Annotated in this window: 18 protein-coding genes; 10 read left to right on the top strand and 8 right to left on the bottom strand. The window is 59.7% G+C overall.

What is annotated here, in order from left to right:
• The 3 genes from dnaJ to grpE all read right to left on the bottom strand — a co-directional run bounded on the left by dnaJ (position 1) and on the right by grpE (position 4007).
• Positions 1-1125, bottom strand: coding sequence for a molecular chaperone DnaJ (gene dnaJ, locus ACEN83_RS03135; protein ID WP_007973132.1), 1125 nt, complete (start codon positions 1123-1125; stop codon positions 1-3).
• Positions 1126-1421: 296 nt separating this feature from the next.
• Positions 1422-3338 (bottom strand): molecular chaperone DnaK, encoded by a 1917-nt coding sequence (dnaK, locus tag ACEN83_RS03130; RefSeq protein WP_007973133.1) that lies wholly within the window; start codon positions 3336-3338, stop codon positions 1422-1424.
• A 102-nt stretch (positions 3339-3440) separates the two neighbouring features.
• Positions 3441-4007 carry a nucleotide exchange factor GrpE gene (gene grpE, locus ACEN83_RS03125; RefSeq protein ID WP_007973134.1) on the bottom strand — a complete coding sequence of 189 codons (567 nt, stop codon included), beginning with the start codon at positions 4005-4007 and terminating at the stop codon, positions 3441-3443.
• A 240-nt stretch (positions 4008-4247) separates the two neighbouring features.
• Here grpE and recN point away from each other — a divergent pair, with 240 nt between their 5' ends.
• On the top strand, positions 4248-5921 hold the full coding sequence (gene recN, locus ACEN83_RS03120; protein WP_116580922.1) for a DNA repair protein RecN: 1674 nt from the start codon (positions 4248-4250) through the stop codon (positions 5919-5921).
• A 181-nt stretch (positions 5922-6102) separates the two neighbouring features.
• Here recN and fur read toward each other — a convergent pair whose 3' ends face one another.
• Entirely contained in the window at positions 6103-6507 is a 405-nt protein-coding gene (gene fur / locus ACEN83_RS03115) for a ferric iron uptake transcriptional regulator (protein ID WP_003197684.1), read from the bottom strand.
• Positions 6508-6604: 97 nt separating this feature from the next.
• On the opposite strand from fur, the gene ACEN83_RS03110 reads away from it, so the two are divergent.
• A complete protein-coding gene (locus ACEN83_RS03110) occupies positions 6605-7132 on the top strand; it encodes an outer membrane protein assembly factor BamE (RefSeq protein WP_007973139.1) in 528 nt (175 codons plus the stop codon).
• A gap of 61 nt (positions 7133-7193) precedes the next feature.
• On the opposite strand, the gene ACEN83_RS03105 is transcribed toward ACEN83_RS03110, so the two are convergent.
• The 3 genes from ACEN83_RS03105 to ACEN83_RS03095 are packed head-to-tail and all read right to left on the bottom strand — an operon-like array spanning position 7194 to position 9346.
• Entirely contained in the window at positions 7194-7508 is a 315-nt protein-coding gene (locus ACEN83_RS03105; RefSeq protein WP_218482313.1) for an RnfH family protein, read from the bottom strand.
• Positions 7501-7935: a type II toxin-antitoxin system RatA family toxin gene (locus tag ACEN83_RS03100; RefSeq protein ID WP_015093428.1), complete on the bottom strand. Its 435-nt coding sequence runs from the start codon at positions 7933-7935 to the stop codon at positions 7501-7503. The genes ACEN83_RS03105 and ACEN83_RS03100 overlap by 8 nt, the downstream gene beginning before the upstream one ends.
• Before the next feature lie 7 nt (positions 7936-7942).
• A complete protein-coding gene (locus ACEN83_RS03095; protein WP_495579489.1) occupies positions 7943-9346 on the bottom strand; it encodes a sodium-dependent transporter in 1404 nt (467 codons plus the stop codon).
• 118 nt (positions 9347-9464) lie between these two features.
• Here ACEN83_RS03095 and smpB point away from each other — a divergent pair, with 118 nt between their 5' ends.
• The gene (gene smpB / locus ACEN83_RS03090; protein ID WP_007973144.1) at positions 9465-9947 is read left to right on the top strand and encodes an SsrA-binding protein SmpB; all 483 of its coding nucleotides are present in this window, start codon (positions 9465-9467) and stop codon (positions 9945-9947) included.
• 116 nt (positions 9948-10063) lie between these two features.
• Here smpB and ACEN83_RS03085 read toward each other — a convergent pair whose 3' ends face one another.
• Positions 10064-10831 (bottom strand): GntR family transcriptional regulator, encoded by a 768-nt coding sequence (locus ACEN83_RS03085; protein WP_007973145.1) that lies wholly within the window; start codon positions 10829-10831, stop codon positions 10064-10066.
• Positions 10832-11092: 261 nt separating this feature from the next.
• Here ACEN83_RS03085 and ACEN83_RS03080 point away from each other — a divergent pair, with 261 nt between their 5' ends.
• The 7 genes from ACEN83_RS03080 (at position 11093) to ACEN83_RS03050 (ending at position 19609) form a co-directional block, all read left to right on the top strand.
• Entirely contained in the window at positions 11093-12787 is a 1695-nt protein-coding gene (locus ACEN83_RS03080; protein ID WP_495579488.1) for a lactate permease LctP family transporter, read from the top strand.
• Positions 12788-12938: 151 nt separating this feature from the next.
• Positions 12939-13763 (top strand): (Fe-S)-binding protein, encoded by an 825-nt coding sequence (locus ACEN83_RS03075; protein ID WP_495579487.1) that lies wholly within the window; start codon positions 12939-12941, stop codon positions 13761-13763.
• Positions 13760-15214: a LutB/LldF family L-lactate oxidation iron-sulfur protein gene (locus tag ACEN83_RS03070; RefSeq protein WP_104450878.1), complete on the top strand. Its 1455-nt coding sequence runs from the start codon at positions 13760-13762 to the stop codon at positions 15212-15214. The genes ACEN83_RS03075 and ACEN83_RS03070 overlap by 4 nt, the downstream gene beginning before the upstream one ends.
• Positions 15214-15885 (top strand): LutC/YkgG family protein, encoded by a 672-nt coding sequence (locus tag ACEN83_RS03065; protein ID WP_495579486.1) that lies wholly within the window; start codon positions 15214-15216, stop codon positions 15883-15885. The genes ACEN83_RS03070 and ACEN83_RS03065 overlap by 1 nt, the downstream gene beginning before the upstream one ends.
• Positions 15882-18692, top strand: a complete 2811-nt coding sequence (locus ACEN83_RS03060; protein WP_495579485.1) for an FAD-binding and (Fe-S)-binding domain-containing protein — start codon at positions 15882-15884, stop codon at positions 18690-18692. Before ACEN83_RS03065 ends, ACEN83_RS03060 begins: the two co-directional genes overlap by 4 nt.
• Before the next feature lie 189 nt (positions 18693-18881).
• Positions 18882-19157: a PA2433 domain-containing protein gene (locus tag ACEN83_RS03055; RefSeq protein ID WP_116580916.1), complete on the top strand. Its 276-nt coding sequence runs from the start codon at positions 18882-18884 to the stop codon at positions 19155-19157.
• A gap of 173 nt (positions 19158-19330) precedes the next feature.
• Entirely contained in the window at positions 19331-19609 is a 279-nt protein-coding gene (locus tag ACEN83_RS03050) for a PA2433 domain-containing protein (RefSeq protein ID WP_495579484.1), read from the top strand.
• The last annotated feature ends 45 nt before the right edge of the window (positions 19610-19654 follow it).

Below are 19654 nucleotides of genomic sequence, written 5' to 3'. Positions count from 1 at the left end.
TTACAAATCGCCGAAGAAGCGTTTCACGCCTTCGAACCAGCCAGTGGTTTTCGGCGAATGGCTGTTGTCGTCCGCCAGCGAACTGCGGAATTCCTCGAGCATTTCGCGCTGGCGACGGCTCAGGTTGACCGGCGTCTCGACCGCCACACGGCACATCAAGTCGCCCGCACCACCGCCACGCACAGGCGCGACACCCTTGCCACGCACTCGGAACTGCTTGCCGGTCTGGGTGCCCTCGGGGATCTTCAACTTGACCCGACCATCAAGGGTCGGAATTTCCAGCTCGCCACCCAGCGCCGCATCGACGAAGCTGATCGGCACTTCGCAGAACAGGTGCTTGCCATCACGCTGGAAGATCGAGTGCTCGCGCACGTTGATCACCACGTACAGGTCGCCGGTCGGGCCACCCTGGGCACCCGCCTCGCCTTCGCCGGACAGACGAATGCGGTCACCGGTATCGACGCCGGCCGGCACTTTCACCGACAGGGTCTTGTACTCTTCGACGCGACCTTCGCCGTGGCAGGAATCGCACGGATCGGAAATGATCTTGCCCTGGCCATGGCAGCGCGGGCAGGTCTGCTGTACCGAGAAGAAGCCTTGCTGCATGCGCACCTGGCCGATACCGCCGCAGGTCGGGCAAGTCACCGGCGAAGAACCTTTCTTGGCACCGGAGCCATCGCACGGCTTGCAATTGACCAGCGTCGGAACGCGGATATTCACGGTCGTGCCGCGAACCGCTTCTTCCAGGTCCAGTTCCAGGGTGTAGCGCAAGTCACTGCCGCGCTGAGCGCCGCCACGGGAACCGCCGCGACCTCCACCGAAGAAGTCACTGAAGACATCGCCAAAGATGTCGGAGAAGTTCTGGCCACCGAAACCGGCACCGCCGCCACCCATGCTCGGGTCGACACCGGCATGGCCGTACTGGTCGTAGGCCGCGCGCTTGCTGGAATCCGACAGCACTTCGTAGGCCTCGTTGGCCTCCTTGAACATCTCTTCCGACGCTTTGTCATCGGGATTACGGTCCGGGTGGTGCTTCATCGCCAGGCGACGGTAAGCCTTTTTCAGGTCCGCTTCGCTTGAGCCACGCTCAACACCCAACACTTCGTAATAGTCACGCTTTGCCATAAGTCTTTGCACTCTTGAGGACGTCCGGCAAAACCCTCCTGAGTCTGCCGAACTCGTTGAGCCCCAATACAGGCCCGGACCCAACTCACGTCAATTCAACGATCCTGGTCTTTGATTCGATGCGGTACTTTCAGCTCGAAAAGCAGGAGCATTTCCGGCCATACCGCCAGCACGCGAACGCTGTCGCATGCTGTAAAAATTCGCGTATTCCAGATACGCCAACGCGGGAGCAAGCTCCCGCGCGGCGACATCCTACCAGTCACCGCCTAAAGGCAGTCAACCGGCCGACCAACAACTTACTTGTGGTCTTTGACTTCTTCGAACTCGGCATCGACAACGTCGTCAGCCTTCTCAGCCGATTCGCCCTGCGGTGCAGCGCCTTCAGCAGGCTGAGCCTGTTCGGCGTACATCTTCTGCGCCACTGGAGCGGAGACTTTCGACAGCTCTTCAACCTTGGCGTCGATAGCAGCCTTGTCGTCGCCTTTGACGGCGGCTTCCAGGGCAACTACGGCAGCTTCGATTGCAGTCTTCTCTTCTGCAGTCACTTTATCGCCGGCATCGGTCACCATTTTGCGCGTCGAGTGAACCAGCGCGTCGCCCTGGTTACGGGCAGCGGCCAGCTCTTCGAACTTGCGGTCTTCCTCGGCGTTAGCCTCGGCGTCACGCACCATGCGCTCGATTTCCTCGTCGGACAGACCGGAGTTGGCCTTGATCACGATCGACTGAGTCTTGCCGGTGGCCTTGTCCTTCGCACCTACGTGCAGGATGCCGTTGGCGTCGATGTCGAAGGTCACTTCGATCTGAGGCACGCCACGTGGAGCTGGTGGAATGTCGGCCAGGTCGAACTTGCCCAGGGACTTGTTCTGTGCGGCTTGCTTACGCTCACCCTGCAGCACGTGAATGGTCACGGCGCCCTGGTTGTCGTCGGCGGTCGAGAACACTTGCGATTTCTTGGTAGGAATCGTGGTGTTTTTCTCGATCAGCGCAGTCATCACGCCACCCATGGTTTCGATACCCAGGGTCAGCGGGCTGACGTCGAGCAGCAGAACGTCTTTCACGTCACCGGCCAGTACCGCGCCCTGGATGGCAGCACCCATGGCAACCGCTTCGTCCGGGTTGACGTCTTTACGTGCTTCTTTGCCGAAGAACTCGGTGACCAGCTTCTGAACCAGTGGCATACGGGTCTGACCGCCCACCAGAATCACGTCGTTGATCGCGCCAACGTCGATACCAGCATCTTTCATTGCGATGCGGCAAGGTTCGATGGTGCGCTGAACCAGGTCTTCCACCAATGCTTCCAGCTTGGCGCGGGAGATCTTCACGTTCAGGTGCTTAGGACCGGTGGCGTCTGCAGTGATGTACGGCAGGTTCACGTCGGTCGACTGGCTCGAGGACAGTTCGATCTTGGCTTTTTCAGCAGCTTCTTTCAGGCGCTGCATGGCCAGCGGGTCACCCTTGAGGTTCATGCCGCTTTCTTTCTTGAATTCGTCGACGAGGTAGTCGATCAGACGAATGTCGAAGTCTTCACCGCCCAGGAACGTGTCACCGTTGGTGGCCAGTACTTCGAACTGGTGCTCGCCATCGACTTCAGCGATCTCGATCACCGAAACGTCGAAAGTACCACCACCCAGGTCGTAAACGATCACGGTGTGATCGCCCTTGGCCTTGTCCATACCGTAAGCCAGAGCAGCAGCGGTCGGTTCGTTGATGATACGTTTTACGTCCAGACCGGCGATGCGGCCGGCGTCCTTGGTCGCCTGACGCTGGCTGTCGTTGAAGTAGGCCGGAACGGTGATCACCGCTTCAGTCACGGTCTCGCCGAGGTAGTCTTCGGCGGTCTTCTTCATTTTCTTCAGGATTTCAGCCGAGATTTGTGGCGGCGCCATTTTCTGGCCGTTCACTTCAACCCAGGCGTCGCTGTTGTCAGCCTTGACGATCTTGTAAGGGACCATCTGGATGTCTTTCTGCACGACTTCTTCGTCAAAACGACGACCGATCAGACGCTTCACCGCATACAGGGTGTTGTGCGGATTGGTCACAGCCTGACGCTTGGCCGACTGGCCAACCAGGATTTCGCCATCGTTGGCGTAAGCGATGATCGACGGCGTGGTACGCGCGCCTTCAGCGTTTTCAATAACTTTGGCCTTGCCGTTTTCCAGCACGGAGACGCAGGAGTTGGTAGTCCCCAGGTCGATACCGATAATTTTGCCCATGTTCACTCTCCCGAAACTTTGGATTTGGTTGCCGCAGCAGTGGTGGCTAACTGCGGTAGCACTTAAACGCTTGACTTATAAATGGGGGCCTTGCGGCGGATTTCAAGCCTGCTCGTCAATCGAAGGCGAAACCGGCGCAGGCGCCTTGCTGACCACGACCATCGCCGGGCGCAGCAGGCGTCCATTGAGCTGATAGCCCTTCTGGAACACCTTCAGAACGCTGTTCGGCTCGACATCGGCGCTTTCCTGCATGGCCATCGCCTGATGGTGAACGGCGTTGAACGGTTCGCCATGCGGGTCGATCGCTTCAAGCTGATAACGCTTGAGGGTGTCGTGGAACATTTTCAGGGTCAGTTCGATGCCTTCGCGCATCGGACGGATGCTTTCATCATCCGGGCTGGACAGCTCCAGGCCGCGTTCCAGACTGTCGACGATCGGCAGCAGGTCGCCGGCGAATTTTTCCAGCGCGAACTTGTGAGCCTTCTCCACATCCTGCTCGGCGCGACGGCGGACGTTCTGCAGATCGGCGGCTACACGCAAAGCCTGATCCTGAGCGCCTGCCAGTTGCTCTTCGAGCACTTGTACACGAGCCGCCAGGTCTTCACCCGAAGCCTCGGGCGCCTGGTTGGCGTCTGGGTTTTGCGTATCCACTGTCTGTTCGTCAGCCATAGATTTCTCCTTTCAATATCGTCCGCGAGCTCAACTCGCGCTTCTGCCCAGCTATATGGGGCCGCAAAATCCGGCTTCAAGGGGCGCCGATGATTAACCCTACAAAAAACAATCGCATTGTCATGCCGGCTCGCGATAAGGGATTGGTCGGACCGATCGAATCGAGCTAACGAGGGGCATTGTCAGCCAGAAACAAAACACTGTATAAATAACCAGACCTAACACCTGGGAGCGGCCCATATGCTGGTGCACCTGTCCGTACACAACTACGCCATCGTTGAACATCTCGATCTCGAACTCGATCGCGGGATGAGCGTGATCACCGGGGAAACCGGCGCGGGCAAGTCGATCATGCTCGACGCGCTGGGCCTGACCCTGGGCGATCGTGCCGACAGCGGCGTGGTCCGCCCGGGCGCCGACAAGGCCGATATCCTGGCCACCTTCGATCTGGCCGACATTCCGGAAGCCAGCGCCTGGCTGGCAGAACGCGACCTCGAAAACGACGGCCCGTGCATCCTGCGCCGGGTGATCACATCCGAAGGTCGTTCGCGTGGCTACATCAACGGCACGCCCTGCCCGCTTGGCGATCTCAAGGCGCTGGGCGAGCTGCTGATCGACATTCACAGCCAGCACGAACACCAATCCCTGCTCAAGACCGATACCCACCGTCGCCTGCTCGATGAATATGCCGGCGCGACGGATCTGGCCCGCCAGGTTCAACTGGCCGCCCAACGCTGGCGTCAGACCCGCCAGGAACTGGAGCGGCTCTCCAACTCCGGCGACGAGCAACGTGCACGTCATCAACTGCTCAGCTATCAACTCGAAGAACTGGAAAACCTTGGCCTCGGTGACAATGAGCTCGAGCAGCTGGAACAGGAACACAAGAACCTGACCAACGCCGAAACCCTGCTGGGCATTTGCCGGCAAGTCGTCGAACAATGCAGCGAAAGTGATTCCGGGAATGTCCTCAACGCCCTCACCGCCAGCCTCAACCGCCTGTCGAGCGTGAACAGCTCGATCGGCGCCCTGGGCGAAGCCAGCAGTTTGCTGACCAGCGCACAGATCCAGGTTGAGGAGGCCGTGGGCGAACTGAACCGCTTCCTCGACAATTTCGATGCCGATCCATCGCGCCTTCAATACCTCGAAGAACGCCTCGATGCGATCTATACCCTGGCGCGCAAACACCGCATCCAGCCGACTGAAGTGGCCGAGATGCAGCAGAAACTGTTGGATGAAATCGAGACCCTGAACGCCAACGACGAATCCATCGAGCGCCTGAGCGATGAGCTGTCGTCCTATGCCCGGCACTATCAGGAAAAGGCCCGGGAGCTGAGCGATCTAAGGCATCAAGCTTCGAACAGCCTGGCCAGCGCCGTGGAGCAGGAAATCCAGCGACTGGGCATGCCAGGCGGGCGCTTCACCATTGAACTGCGCCCGAACAGCGGCAACGAACTGCTGCCAAACGGGCTCGAACAGGTAGAACTGCTGGTCAGCGCCAACCCCGGCCAGCCGCTGAAGGCCCTGGCGAAAGTGGCATCCGGCGGCGAACTGTCGCGGATCAGCCTGGCGATTCAGGTGATCACCGCACAGACCTCCCGTGTACCGACCCTGGTGTTCGACGAAGTCGACGTCGGCATTGGCGGCCCGACCGCAGAAATCGTCGGCCAGTTACTGCGCAGGCTCGGCGAGCGTGGGCAGGTGCTGACCGTGACCCACCTGCCGCAAGTGGCAGCGCAAGGTCATCAGCATTTATTTGTGCATAAAGTACGCGGCGAAGATGCCACCCGCACGGCGGTTTCCAAACTGAGCAAAAACGAGCGCGTCGAAGAAGTCGCGCGGATGCTGGGCGGCATCGATCTGACCAAGGAATCCCTGGCGCACGCCAAGAAAATGGTCGTCACCGCAAAAATCTGAAGCGAATCCTGTAGGAGCTGCCGCAGGCTGCGATCTTTTGACTTTGCCCTTTCTAAAAGCACAGATCAAAAGATCGCAGCCTGCGGCAGCTCCTACAGGAACCATGCGCACAGCAGAAAGCACGAAGGCGACCCTGGGGTCGCCTTCGCTCGTTTCGCGAACGGATGTTCGCGCGACATGCTTACTTTTTCTTGCGCACGTACAGCACCAGATTGTGATCAACCATCTCGAAGCCATACTTGTCGACGATTGCTTTCTGAAGCCGCTCGATTTCTTCGTCGAAGAATTCGATCACTTCGCTGGTTTCGACGTTGACCATATGGTCGTGATGCTTGCCGTCGTCCAGTTCGAAGACCGCGTGGCCTCCGTCGAAGTTGTGCCGCACCACAAGGCCAGCTGCCTCGAACTGGGTCAGAACACGGTAAACCGTGGCCAGACCGACGTCCTCACCAGCCTCCATAAGGGCCTTGTAGACATCCTCGGCACTCATGTGGCGTTGCTCGGCGGAGTCGAGCATTTGCAGAATTTTGACCCGTGGCAGGGTCACTTTGAGGCCGGCTTTGCGTAGTTCGCTATTTTCAACCATGGTCAGCTTTCTCGCGATGCTGCTTCGCAGCTTCTCTTAATGCGGGTATGATCGGCGTTTACGTTGTCCCAGCCAAGATAGTGGAAGTCGCCCACCGATGCAAAACACCAAGCTCTTGCTAACCAGTTTCACCTTTGTGGGACTGCTCGCACTCGCCGGTTGTTCATTCCCCGGGGTTTACAAAATCGACATCCAGCAGGGCAATGTCGTCACGCAGGACATGATAGACCAGTTACGCCCGGGAATGACCCGCAAGCAAGTACGGTTTATCATGGGCAACCCTCTGCTGACTGACACGTTCCATGCCGATCGCTGGGATTATCTGTACAGCTTGCAACCGGGTGGCGGTGAACGCCAACAGGAACGCATCAGCGTTATCTTCAACCCAAATGATCAGCTTGTCAGCCTCTCTGGTGATTTCATGCCAGGCGTGAGCCGTGACGAAGCCATTCTCGGCAAGGACAGCGGCACGACAGTGGCTGCCCCAGCAGAAAACGTCGAGAAGCCAAAACCGGAAAAGCCGGTCAAGCCAGGTTCGTTGCTGGACCAGATCCAGAAGGACGTCGACGGCGTAGAAACCGTGCCGGTCCCGACGCCGCAACCACTGGACACCTCGCCGCAATAATTTGCGACGCAATAAAAAGCCCGGCATGCCCGGGCTTTTTATTGTCTGGCGTTCAAGCCACTCACTGATTCCGCGCTTTGGCCTCGGCCGCTTTTGCCGCACGCAGTCGGCGTACCTCTTTCGGGTCGGCCAACAGGGGTCGGTAGACCTCGATACGATCTCCTGCCTGAACAGGCCGACGCTCTGGATCGGCTACAACCTTGCCGAAGATCCCTACGGGACAATTGGCCAGATCCAGCTCCGGAAACTCCCCAGCCAGGGCGGACCCAAGCAAGGCTGCCCGCACGCTCGTCCCGACCGGCACCGTCAGCGTCAGCAGCACCTGACGGTCCACGGCCGCGTAGACCACCTCGATTTCAATCATGACCTCAACCATGTATCTGCTTGGCACGCTGGCAGAACGCATCCACCAGGGTGTTGGCCGCCTGATTGAACAGCGGCCCCAAGGTGGCACGAACCAGTGGCCCGGCATAATCGAACGACAGATCGAGGCTGATCTTGCAGGCCTTGTCGGTCAGCGCCTTGAATACCCAGATGCCATGCAATTGGGTGAAAGGGCCCTCTTCGAGGTTCATTTCGATCGACTGCCCGGGAACCAGGGTGTTGCGCGTGACGAAATGCTGGCTGAGGCCGCCCTTGGCCACTCCAACGCTCGCCCGCATATGCTCAAGGGAGCTCTCCAGGACTTCGGCCGACGAGCACCACGGCAGAAACTCCGGGTAGCGCGCCACGTCGTTGACCAGGTCATACAGCGCTTGTGCCGGGTATGGCAGCAAGGCCGAACGTGAAATATGTGTCGTCATGTCAGCGTCACTTCCACAGCTGGGCGGCAAACACTACGAGGATGCCGATGGGCGCCACATAGCGCATCAAGAACAAGGACAGACCAAACAGCGCAGGGTTGCGAATCGACAACTCGTCGCGCACCGCTTCACGCCCCATGATCCAGCCCGCAAACACCACGAAACACAAACCGCCAAGCGGCAACATGAGTCGCGAGGTGAAGAAATCGATCACGCCAAAGAAGTCGAGACCACCGGCTGCTCCCCATTGGTAGAGATGGAACATCCCGCCTTCGTTCACGAAGAACTTGGCCTCCTTCCAGATATTGAAGGAGAACACCGTGCCCAGGCCGACGAACCAGCAGCTGAAAGCCAGCCAGAAGGTGACCCAGGCACGACTCACTTTAGTGCGCTCGACCAGATAGGCCACCATCGGTTCAAGCAGGGAAATCGCCGAACTCCAGGCAGCGACCGCCACCAGCACGAAGAACACCACCCCCATCAACTGCCCGAACGCCACGTTGCCGAAGGCAAACGGCAGGCTGACGAACATCAGCCCCGGCCCTTCGCTCGGGTTCAGGCCCGCCGCGAAAACAATCGGAAACAATGCCAGGCCGGCCACCAGGGAAACGAAGGTGTCGAGCAGCGCCACACCAACGACAGTCCCCGATATCGACGAGCTCTTCGGCATGTAGGCGCCATAGATCATGATCGAGCCGACGCCCACGCTCAGGGAAAAGAACGCATGCCCCATCGCGGGCAACAAGCCGTCCAGAACCTTTTCCGGGTGGAAGTCGAACATGAAATGCACGCCTTCCATGAAATGACCGGTGGTCATGCTGTAGCCCAGCAGCACCAGGACCATCACGAACAACAACGGCATCATGATGCGCAAACTGCGCTCAAGCCCGGCGACCACGCCCTTTGCGATCACCACCGCCGACAGCAGCATGAAAATCGTGTGCCAAAGTGTCAGGCGCCAGGGGTCGGCAATGACATTGCCGAAGTAAGCCCCCACCTGATCCGCCGTCACACCCTGAAAATCGCCACGCCCCATGTCGATGATGTAATCCAGCGACCAGCCGCCCACCACACTGTAGAACGACAGGATCAGCAACGCCGTGATCATTCCGGCAAATGCGCCCCAGGACCATTTGCCCGAGTGCCCCGCCTCGACCGCCAGCGCCTTCAAGGCATTGGCCGGGCTCTGTCGTGCACGCCGGCCGATCAGCGTTTCGGCCAGCATGACCGGCACGCCAATCAGCGCGATGCAGGCCAGGAACATCAGCACGAAGGCACCGCCGCCATAGACGCCGACCATGTACGGGAATTTCCAGATACTACCCAGCCCCACGGCCGAACCGGTCGCGGCGAGTATGAAGACCCAGCGGCTAGCCCAACTGCCGTGGACAGAAACCTTGTCTGTCGACATCGTTATCACGCCCAAGCGTTCAAAAAAGAGGCCGCATTGTCCGGGATTCAATCAACCTGCTCAAGCACGTAGCAACCCCGTAGCCGACTCTGTTGTAACTCCCTATAATGCCGCCCCTATGGCTAAACAGAAGAAACACCCAACAGGGACCATCGCGCAAAATAAAAAGGCGCGACACGATTACTTCATCGAGCACAAGTTCGAGGCTGGTCTGGTCCTGGCCGGCTGGGAAGTAAAAAGTCTGCGGGCAAGCAAGCTGCAACTGGTTGACAGTTATGTCCTGCTCAAGGATGGCGAAGCCTGGCTGCTCGGCAGCCACATTACGCCCCTGACGACCGCCAGCACCCACGTCATCGCCGACCCGGTGCGCAGCCGCAAGCTGCTGCTCAACCGTCGCGAGCTGGACAAGCTGTCCGCTGCGGTGCAGCAAAAGGGTTACGCCTGCGTGTGCCTGTCCTGGTACTGGAGCAAGCACATGGTCAAGTGCGAGATCGCTCTGGGCAAGGGCAAGAAGGAATACGACAAGCGCGATACCGAGCGCGAACGCGACGCGGGTCGCGAGTTGCAGCGTGCGGTGCGCAACAAGGGCAAGGAAGACTGATTTTTCTGCCTGAGTTTCGCGGTGTCAGCGAAAAGATCGCAGCCTTCGGCAGCTCCTACAGGGAACGCATTCCAATGTAGGAGCTGCCGAAGGCTGCGATCTTTTGCTTCAAAAGGTCACATCCCCTTGCGCCGTTCCGCCCGAGCCACACGCTGCACTTCCTGACGCACTTCTTCCAGCACCTCCTGCACGTACAGAATGTGCCGGCTGGAAACTTCCCGCGCCTGCTCCGCGCGCCCTTCGATAATCGCCTGGTACAACTCCCGATGCTGCGTGATCAGCATGTCGCGGGTTTCAGTGCGCTGCTTGTACATGCCGCCGATGTTGGTCACCACGTTGCGCTTGAGCAAGTCGAACAGCCCGCGAATGGTATGCAGCAGCACGGCATTGTGGCTGGCCTCGGCGATCGCCAGGTGAAAGCTTGCGTCCGCGGCCCCCTCTTCGGCACGGCTCACCTCTTCGTGGCGCGAATAGCAGTCCTGCAACTTGTTGAATGCCGCGGTCAGCCGCTCGCGATCCACATCAGTGGCGCGCAACGCCGCGTAGTAGGCGCAGGACGCTTCCAGCGTATGGCGAAACTCGAGCAGGTCGCGCTGCGCCTCGGGGTTGCTTTCCAGCAGCTGCAACAAGGGGTCACTGAAGGTGGTACCCAGTGATTCCACCACATAGTTGCCGCCGCCCTGGCGACTGACCAGCAACCCCTTGGCGGTCAGCTTCTGAATGGCTTCACGCAACGAAGGGCGGGACACGCCAAATTGTTCGGCCAATGCGCGCTCGGCCGGCAAGCGCTCTCCGGCCTTCAGTGTGCCCTCGAGGATCATGCCCTCAAGCTGCTCGACAATATCGTCAGACAAACGGCGCTGACGAATCTGATCAAACCCCATAACTCGATTTCTCCACGATCCGACGACTCGCCGGGGCTCTATTCTGGCCTATCGGCGCCGCGCCAGCACCTGCCACAACGCATTTGGTCATACCAGACGGACGATCTGCGCACTTTGCATTCGACAAAAGTTTTAGGGCGGCAAATTGACACACCACCTACAAGGCTTTTACCCTAGCCAACAGCGATTGTAAATTGGTCTTACCAATTATCCAAGAACGCTGATCAGTGCCTGACCAACAACAATTAGGGGCCACCCCATATGCAAACCTGGCAACAGCTCTATACCCCGCTCGGCAGCCTCGGCCTGTCCGCACTCGCCGCCATCATCCCCATCGTGTTTTTCTTCCTGGCCCTGGCCGTGTTCCGCCTCAAAGGGCACGTGGCCGGCAGCATCACCCTGGCGTTGTCGATCCTGGTGGCGATCTTCGCTTTCCAGATGCCGGTCGATATGGCGCTCGCCGCCGCCGGGTATGGCTTCGCTTATGGCCTGTGGCCGATTGCCTGGATCATCGTGGCAGCGGTATTCCTCTACAAACTGACGGTCAAGAGCGGTCAGTTTGAAGTCATCCGCAGTTCGGTCCTGTCGATCACCGATGACCAGCGCTTGCAGGTGCTGCTGATCGGCTTCTGCTTCGGCGCATTTCTGGAAGGTGCTGCCGGTTTCGGCGCGCCAGTGGCGATTACCGCCGCGCTTCTTGTAGGACTGGGCTTCAACCCGCTGTACGCCGCCGGCTTGTGCCTGATCGCCAACACCGCACCCGTAGCCTTCGGCGCCCTGGGCATTCCGATCATCGTGGCAGGGCAAGTGACCGGTATCGACGCCTTCAAGATCGGCGCCATGACCGGCCGCCAACTGCCGCTGCTGTCGCTGTTCGTGCCGTTCTGGCTGGTGTTCATGATGGACGGCCTGCGCGGCGTGCGGGAAACCTGGCCAGCCGCGCTGGTGGCCGGTTTGAGCTTTGCCGTGACCCAGTACTTCACTTCGAACTTCATCGGCCCGGAACTGCCGGACATCACCTCGGCCCTGGCCGCACTGATCTCCCTGACCCTGTTCCTGAAAGTCTGGCAACCAAAACGCGCCGCCGGCCAACACATCGTCGGTGCTGTTTCGGCCTCCGTGGTGAGCGCCAGCGTCGGTGGTTTCGGCCAGAAGCGCACAACCGTGGCTTCGCCCTACAGCCTTGGGGAAATCTTCAAGGCCTGGTCGCCGTTCCTGATTCTCACCGTACTGGTCACGATCTGGACCCTGAAGCCGTTCAAGGCCATGTTTGCCGCCGGCGGTTCGATGTACAGCTTCGTGCTCAACTTTGCGATCCCGCATCTTGATCAAATGGTGATCAAGGTCGCGCCGATCGTGGCTGCACCAACGGCTATTCCGGCAGTGTTCAAACTCGACCCGATTTCCGCCACCGGTACAGCGATCTTCTTCTCGGCGCTGATCTCGATGCTGGTGCTGAAGATCAACGTCAAAACTGGTCTTACCACTTTGAAGGAGACCTTCTACGAACTGCGCTGGCCGATCCTGTCCATCGGCATGGTGCTGGCGTTCGCCTTCGTCACCAACTACTCGGGTATGTCCTCGACCATGGCCCTGGTACTGGCGGCGACGGGTGCGGCGTTCCCGTTCTTCTCGCCATTCCTCGGCTGGCTGGGCGTGTTCCTCACCGGCTCCGATACTTCGTCCAACGCCCTGTTCAGTTCGCTGCAAGCGACCACCGCGCACCAGATCGGCGTCAACGACACCTTGCTGGTGGCGGCGAACACCAGCGGCGGCGTGACCGGCAAGATGATCTCGCCACAATCGATCGCCGTGGCCTGCGCCGCGACCGGCCTGGTGGGCAAGGAATCGGATCTGTTCCGCTTCACCCTCAAGCACAGCCTATTCTTTGCAACGATTGTCGGCTTGATCACCCTGGCTCAGGCCTACTGGTTCACCGGCATGCTGGTGCACTAAGGACTACAAGCAAAACGGTAAAAACCGACGCCGGGCCACGCCCCCGGCGTCCGCAATTCACACCCCGGTCTGTAAGGCTGCTGAAAGCTTCCGGCTCTATATTCAGCGGCCTCAACAGACGAATAACCGGGACCACCCGGAGACACGCCTGATGAGCGAGCTTTTTTACAACGCTGTGCCGAATGCGACCCGTGTCGCCCCGCCACTGCCCGAGCCTCGGCAATACCCCAGCGAGAAACCGTCACGGGTCTACCTGTTCGGGACCTGCGTGGTCGATTTGTTCTACCCCGAAGCCGGGATGGATGCGATCCACCTGCTGGAACGCGAAGGCATTCGTGTCGAGTACCCGCAAGGGCAAAGCTGCTGCGGACAACCGGCCTACACCTCGGGTTACACCGAACAGGCACGGACCGTGGCGCGCTCACAACTGGCGCTGTTCGCCGGGGATTATCCGGTGGTGGTGCCGTCAGGCTCTTGTGCCGGGATGTTGCGCGAACACTATGCCGACTTGTTCAAGGACGAGCCGCACACGTTGAAACAGGTTCAGGCGCTGGCTGCCAGAACCTATGAACTGGCCGAGTTCCTGCTGTTTGTCTGCAAGGTGCAGTTCAAGGACAGCGGTGAGCCGGTGAAAGTGGCGCTGCACACTTCGTGTTCGGCACGCCGCGAAATGAACACCCACCTGCACGGCCGCGAATTGTTGTCGCAGTTGAGCAATGTGGAGCGGGTCAATCACGATCACGAAAGTGAGTGCTGTGGCTTTGGCGGAACATTCAGCGTCCGTATGCCAGACATTTCCGGCGCGATGGTGGCTGACAAGACCCGGGCGTTGAAGGAATCCGGCGCGCACAAGGTATTGAGTGCCGATTGCGGCTGCTTGATGAACATCAACGGCTCATTGGAAAAACAGCAGGAAGCGTTGCGCGGTCAGCATCTGGCCAGCTTCCTCTGGCAGCGTACCGGAGGTGCGAAATGAGCACCTCGACGATTATTCCTACGGTTGCCGTAGAAGAGGATTTCCGCACCCGCGCCCACAACGCGCTGGGTGACGCGCAATTGCGAGGCAACTTTCGCAAGGCGATGGATTCACTGATGACCAAACGGGCAGCGGCGTTCAGCGATGCCCATGAAAGAGAACACTTGCGCGCACTGGGCAATGCAATCCGTGCCCGCGCGCTCTCCAAGTTGCCCGACCTGCTCGAGCAACTGGAACAGAACCTGACCCGCAACGGTGTGACAGTGCACTGGGCGGAAACGGTGGACGAGGCCAATGGCATCGTCCTCTCGATCATCCGCGCTCACGAGGGGCGGCAAGTGATCAAGGGCAAATCGATGGTCAGCGAAGAAATGGAGATGAACCATTTCCTGGCTGACCGGGGCATTGAATGCCTGGAATCGGACATGGGCGAGTACATCGTCCAGCTCGACCACGAGAAGCCTTCACACATAATCATGCCGGCGATCCACAAGAATGCCGGTCAGGTCGCGTCCTTGTTCCACGACAAACTTGGGGTGGAATACACCAAGGACGTTGACCAACTCATTCAGATCGGTCGCAAGGTCTTGCGGCAGAAATTCTTCGAAGCGGACATCGGCGTCTCCGGCGTCAACTTCGCCGTGGCCGAAACCGGCACCCTGCTGCTGGTGGAAAACGAAGGCAACGGTCGCATGACCACCACCGTACCGCCCGTGCACATCGCCGTTACCGGCATCGAAAAAGTCGTGGAAAACCTGCGCGACGTGGTGCCGTTGCTGTCGCTGCTGACCCGCTCGGCCCTGGGCATCCCGATCACGACCTACGTCAACATGATCTCCGGCCCGCGCAAGGAGCATGAACTCGACGGCCCGCAGGAAGTGCACCTGGTACTGCTCGACAATGGTCGCAGCCAGGCCTTTGCCGACAGCGAATTGCGCCAGACCCTGAACTGCATTCGCTGCGGTGCCTGTATGAATCATTGCCCGGTGTATACCCGAATCGGCGGCCATGCCTATGGGGAGGTTTACCCCGGCCCTATCGGAAAAATCGTCACCCCGCACATGGTCGGCCTGGCGAAAGTCCCGGATCACCCGAGCGCCTCTTCGTTGTGCGGTGCCTGCGGCGAAGTCTGCCCGGTAAAAATCCCGATCCCTGCGTTGCTGCGACGCCTGCGCGAAGAAAACGTCAAGGCCCCGGACAGCCCCCATCAAGTGATGCGCGGCCAGGGCAGCAAGTATTCGCGCAAGGAGCGGTTCCTCTGGAACGCCTGGGCGAAGCTCAACAGTTCGCCAACGCTGTATCGCCTGTTCGGCTTCTTCGCCACCCGTTTGCGCGCCCTCACGCCGAGTAATGTCGGCCCGTGGACGCAAAACCACAGCGCACCGAAACCCGCCGCCCGCTCACTGCATGACATGGCCCGCGAGCACTTGGCCAAACAGGGAGACCGCTGATGAGCGCCAAGCAAAATATCCTCGCCAAACTGCGTAAAAGTCTGACAGGCACCACACCGGTGGCCGACAACTTTGATGTCGATCTGGTGACCCTGCCTTACTCCTACGCGCCAGAGCAACGCATTCCACAACTGCGCAAACTGATGGAAGCGGTGCACACGGAAATCCACCTGACCTCCGGTGAAGACTGGCCGGCGCTGTTAGCGCAATTGCTACGGGATCGCCAGTTGCCGAGCCTGCTGATCGCACCGACAACGCCCCACGGTCAACGCATCACACAGCACTGGGCGAATAATCCCGATCTGCCGACGCTCAAGGCCTACGACCGCCCGGTCGAAGAATGGAAAGCCGAGCTGTTCAACGACACCCCGGCGAGCCTGACCGGCAGCCTCGGCGCCATCGCGGCAACCGGTAGCCTGATCATCTGGCCGACCCGGGAAGAACCGCGCTTGATGAGCCTGGCGCCACCTGTGCATTTCGCCCTGCTCAAGGCCAGCGAAATCCGCGACAACTTCTATCAGGTGCAGCAGGAGTTCGAATGGGCCCAGGGCATGCCGACCAACGCGTTGCTGGTGTCCGGCCCGTCGAAGACCGCCGACATCGAACAAGTGCTGGCGTACGGCGCCCACGGTCCGAAAGACCTGGTGGTGTTGATCCTGGAGGACCAATGAGTCTACCGGCCGCTTTCCTGCGAGATGCACAGCAACTGATTCCACAAGAGCGACGTTTCGACGACCCGCTGTCGACCCTGGCCTTCGGCACCGATGCCAGTTTCTATCGATTGATTCCGCAACTGGTGATCCGCGTCGAGTCCGAAGACGAAGTGGTGGCGCTGCTGCAACTGGCGCAACGCGATCAGGTGCCGGTGACCTTCCGCGCCGCCGGTACCAGTTTGTCCGGCCAGGCGATCAGCGACTCGGTGCTGATCGTGCTGGGGGACAACTGGAACGCGCGCGAGATCCGCGACCAGGGCACGCAAATCCGCCTGCAACCGGGAGTGATCGGCGCACAGGCCAACGCCTGGCTGGCGCCGTTCGGACGCAAGATCGGCCCGGACCCGGCCTCGATCAATGCCTGCAAGATCGGCGGTATCGTCGCCAACAACGCCAGCGGCATGTGCTGTGGCACGGCGCAAAACACCTATCACACTTTGGCCGGCATTCGTCTGGTGCTGGCCGACGGCAGTCGTCTCGACACTGAAGATGCCGCCAGCGTCGCGGCGTTTCGCCAAAGCCATGCCGCGTTGCTGGAGCGCCTGGCGACTCTGGGTCGCGAGACCCGCGCCAACGCTGATCTGGCTGCGAGAATCCGCCACAAATACCGTCTGAAAAATACCACCGGCCTGTCGCTCAATGCCCTGGTGGATTTCGACGAGCCTGTGGATATCTTGAGCCACTTGCTGGTGGGCTCCGAGGGCACGCTCGGGTTCATCAGCGCGGTGACCTACGACACGGTGATCGACCACCCGAACAAGGCCTCGGCCCTGATTGTCTTCCCGGATGTCGAGACCTGCTGCAACGCGGTCACCGTACTGAAAAGCCAACCGGTGTCGGCCGTGGAACTGCTGGACCGGCGCAGCCTGCGCTCAGTGCAGGACAAACCCGGCATGCCGCCTTTCGTACAGCATCTGTCGAACAATGCCTGCGCCTTGCTGATCGAATCCCGCGCCGCCTCGTCCGCCCTGCTGCATGAACAACTGGCGCAGATCATGGCGTCGCTGCAGACGTTCCCGGTGGAAAAACAGGTCGACTTCACCGAGGACCCACGGGAAAACGCCCGTCTCTGGGCCATTCGCAAAGACACCTTCCCCGCCGTCGGCGCGGTGCGCAAGACCGGCACCACGGTGATCATCGAAGACGTCACCTTCCCGGTCGAACAACTGGCCATCGGCGTCAATCGCCTGATCGAGCTATTCGACAAACATCACTACGATGAAGCGATCCTTTTCGGACACGCACTGGAAGGCAATCTGCACTTCGTTTTCACCCAAGGCTTCAACAACACGGAAGAAGTCGCACGCTATCAGGCGTTCATGGACGACGTGGCGCAACTGGTGGCAGTGGAGTTCGGCGGTTCGCTGAAAGCCGAACACGGCACCGGGCGCAACATGGCGCCCTTCGTCGAACTGGAATGGGGCAGCGATGCCTACCAGCTGATGTGGCAACTCAAGCGCCTGCTCGATCCCAACGGGATTCTCAACCCGGACGTGGTGCTCAGCGAAGATCCGCAGATCCACCTCAAGCACCTCAAGCCCTTGCCGGCCGCCGACGAGATTGTGGACAAGTGCATCGAATGCGGCTTCTGCGAACCGGTCTGCCCATCGAAAGGCCTGACCCTGAGCCCACGCCAACGCATCGTGATCTGGCGCGATATTCAGGCAAAAAAACGCGCCGGCATCGATACCACCGAACTCGAAGCCGCGTACGAATACCAAGGCATCGACACCTGCGCCGCCACCGGCCTGTGCGCGCAACGTTGCCCGGTCGGCATCAACACCGGCGAGCTGGTGAAAAAGCTGCGCAGCCGCACGGCCACCCATACGAAAACCGCCAACTGGCTTGAAGGAAATTTCGCCACTGCGCTACAAGGGGCGCGGTTCACCCTGCACGTCGCCAATGGCGCACGGATGTTGTTGGGCGCGCCACGCCTGGCAAAACTCTCGGCGACACTGACGAAGCTGTCCAAAGGTCAGGTCCCGCAATGGACCAACGCCATGCCGCAGCCGGAAAAAGCCATCCGTTTCAGTCCCGCCGTGTCGGACGAACGCCCTCGGGTGGTGTACCTGGCGGCGTGTGTGTCGCGGGTCATGGGGCCAGCGGCGGGGGATAAAGAGCAGGTGTCGTTGTACGACAAAACCCGCGGGCTGCTGGAAAAGGCCGGTTACCAGGTAGTCTTCCCGGACAATCTGGACAACCTCTGCTGCGGCCAGCCATTCGCCTCCAAAGGCTACGCCGAACAAGCCGAACACAAGCGCCAGGAACTGATCGGCGCCTTGCTGCACGCCAGTCGCGGCGGGCTCGACCCGATTTATTGCGACACCAGTCCCTGTACGTTACGGCTCACTCAAGACCTTGGCGACGTTCGACTGGACCTCTACGACCCGGTGCGTTTCATCCGCACGCACCTGATGGATCGCCTCGACTTCACACCACAGGAAGCACCGATTGCGGTGCACGTCACCTGCAGCACCCAGCACCTTGGCGAAAGTCAGGCACTGATCGATCTGGCGCGCAAATGCAGCAAAAACGTGGTCATTCCTGAGGGCATTCACTGCTGCGGCTTCGCCGGCGACAAGGGTTTCACCACACCGCAATTGAATGCCCATTCGCTGCGCACGCTCAAGGATGCGGTGCAACAATGCAGCGAAGGCATCTCCACCAGCCGCACCTGTGAGATCGGTTTGACGCAACATGGCGGCATTGATTACCACGGTCTAGTCTATCTGGTGGACCGCGTTACCCAGGCTAGGGTGCCCTGATAGAAGGACCCAAGGAAGGTGCATAGATGTACCTACTTGCCGGAATCGATAGCTCCACAGTAAAAAACAGAACCCTGAGGTGCCACCGCAGTCCACTGATCAAGTCCCGCCAATGCGGGACTCTCCCAACACTCGGTAGCTCGATTTGATGGCCAGCAATGCCTGGCCCTTCAGCTCAAGGAGATACACATGAATCGTTCTGTGCTGTTAGGTTTGTTTATTACTGCCTCTATGCTCGCCTCCCCCTCGTTTGCCGCAGAAAAAGATCAGTGCGCGGTCAATCTGCAAACCATCGAAAACGCAAAGGCACAGATTCCTCCGGAAATGGTTGACCAGGTAAAAGCCTCCGTCGAGCAAGCCGAAGCCGACCATGCAAAAGGCACCAAGCAGGGCACTGATGATTGCGTCGCCGAGACCAACGACGTCATCAAGGCCCTCACCGACGCGAAAAAAGGCGGGAAGTAATCCGATACGAAGCAAAACAAAACCCGCCAACGGCGGGTTTTTTTGCATCCGGGGTCTGGGAATGTGTAACCGCCCGCATCGAGGGAAAAGCTTGGCACGCTGTCTGAAAAAACCGAATTCTTGCGTTGAATCGTAGTCTTTGAGGTAGGCCCCATCCGTTCAAGGTGATACCCATGAAGCGCACCACACTCGCTGGTCTGTTCATTTCCGCTGCAATGTTGGCCTCTACTGCATTGGCGGCGGACAACAACCTGTGTACGAGCAAGCTGCAAGAGCTCAAAGGCAAAGTGAACGCGCTGCCGGCGACCTCCGGAAGCACCGCCATGGAGATCAAGAGACTGATGTCCAGCGCCGAAGCCTCACAAGCCTCCGGAGACGACACAAAATGCGTCACCGAAGCCACCCAGGCATTGGCACTCGCTGACAGACAGAGCAACCAGCCAAACCCATGATGTGTGGTGGCCTACCTTCGGGTTGGCCTTCTGAGTCGCGTTGAC

The sequence above is a fragment of the Pseudomonas sp. Pseusp49 genome, from assembly GCF_059491875.1.
This window is presented reverse-complemented; position numbering and strand designations above follow the sequence as displayed.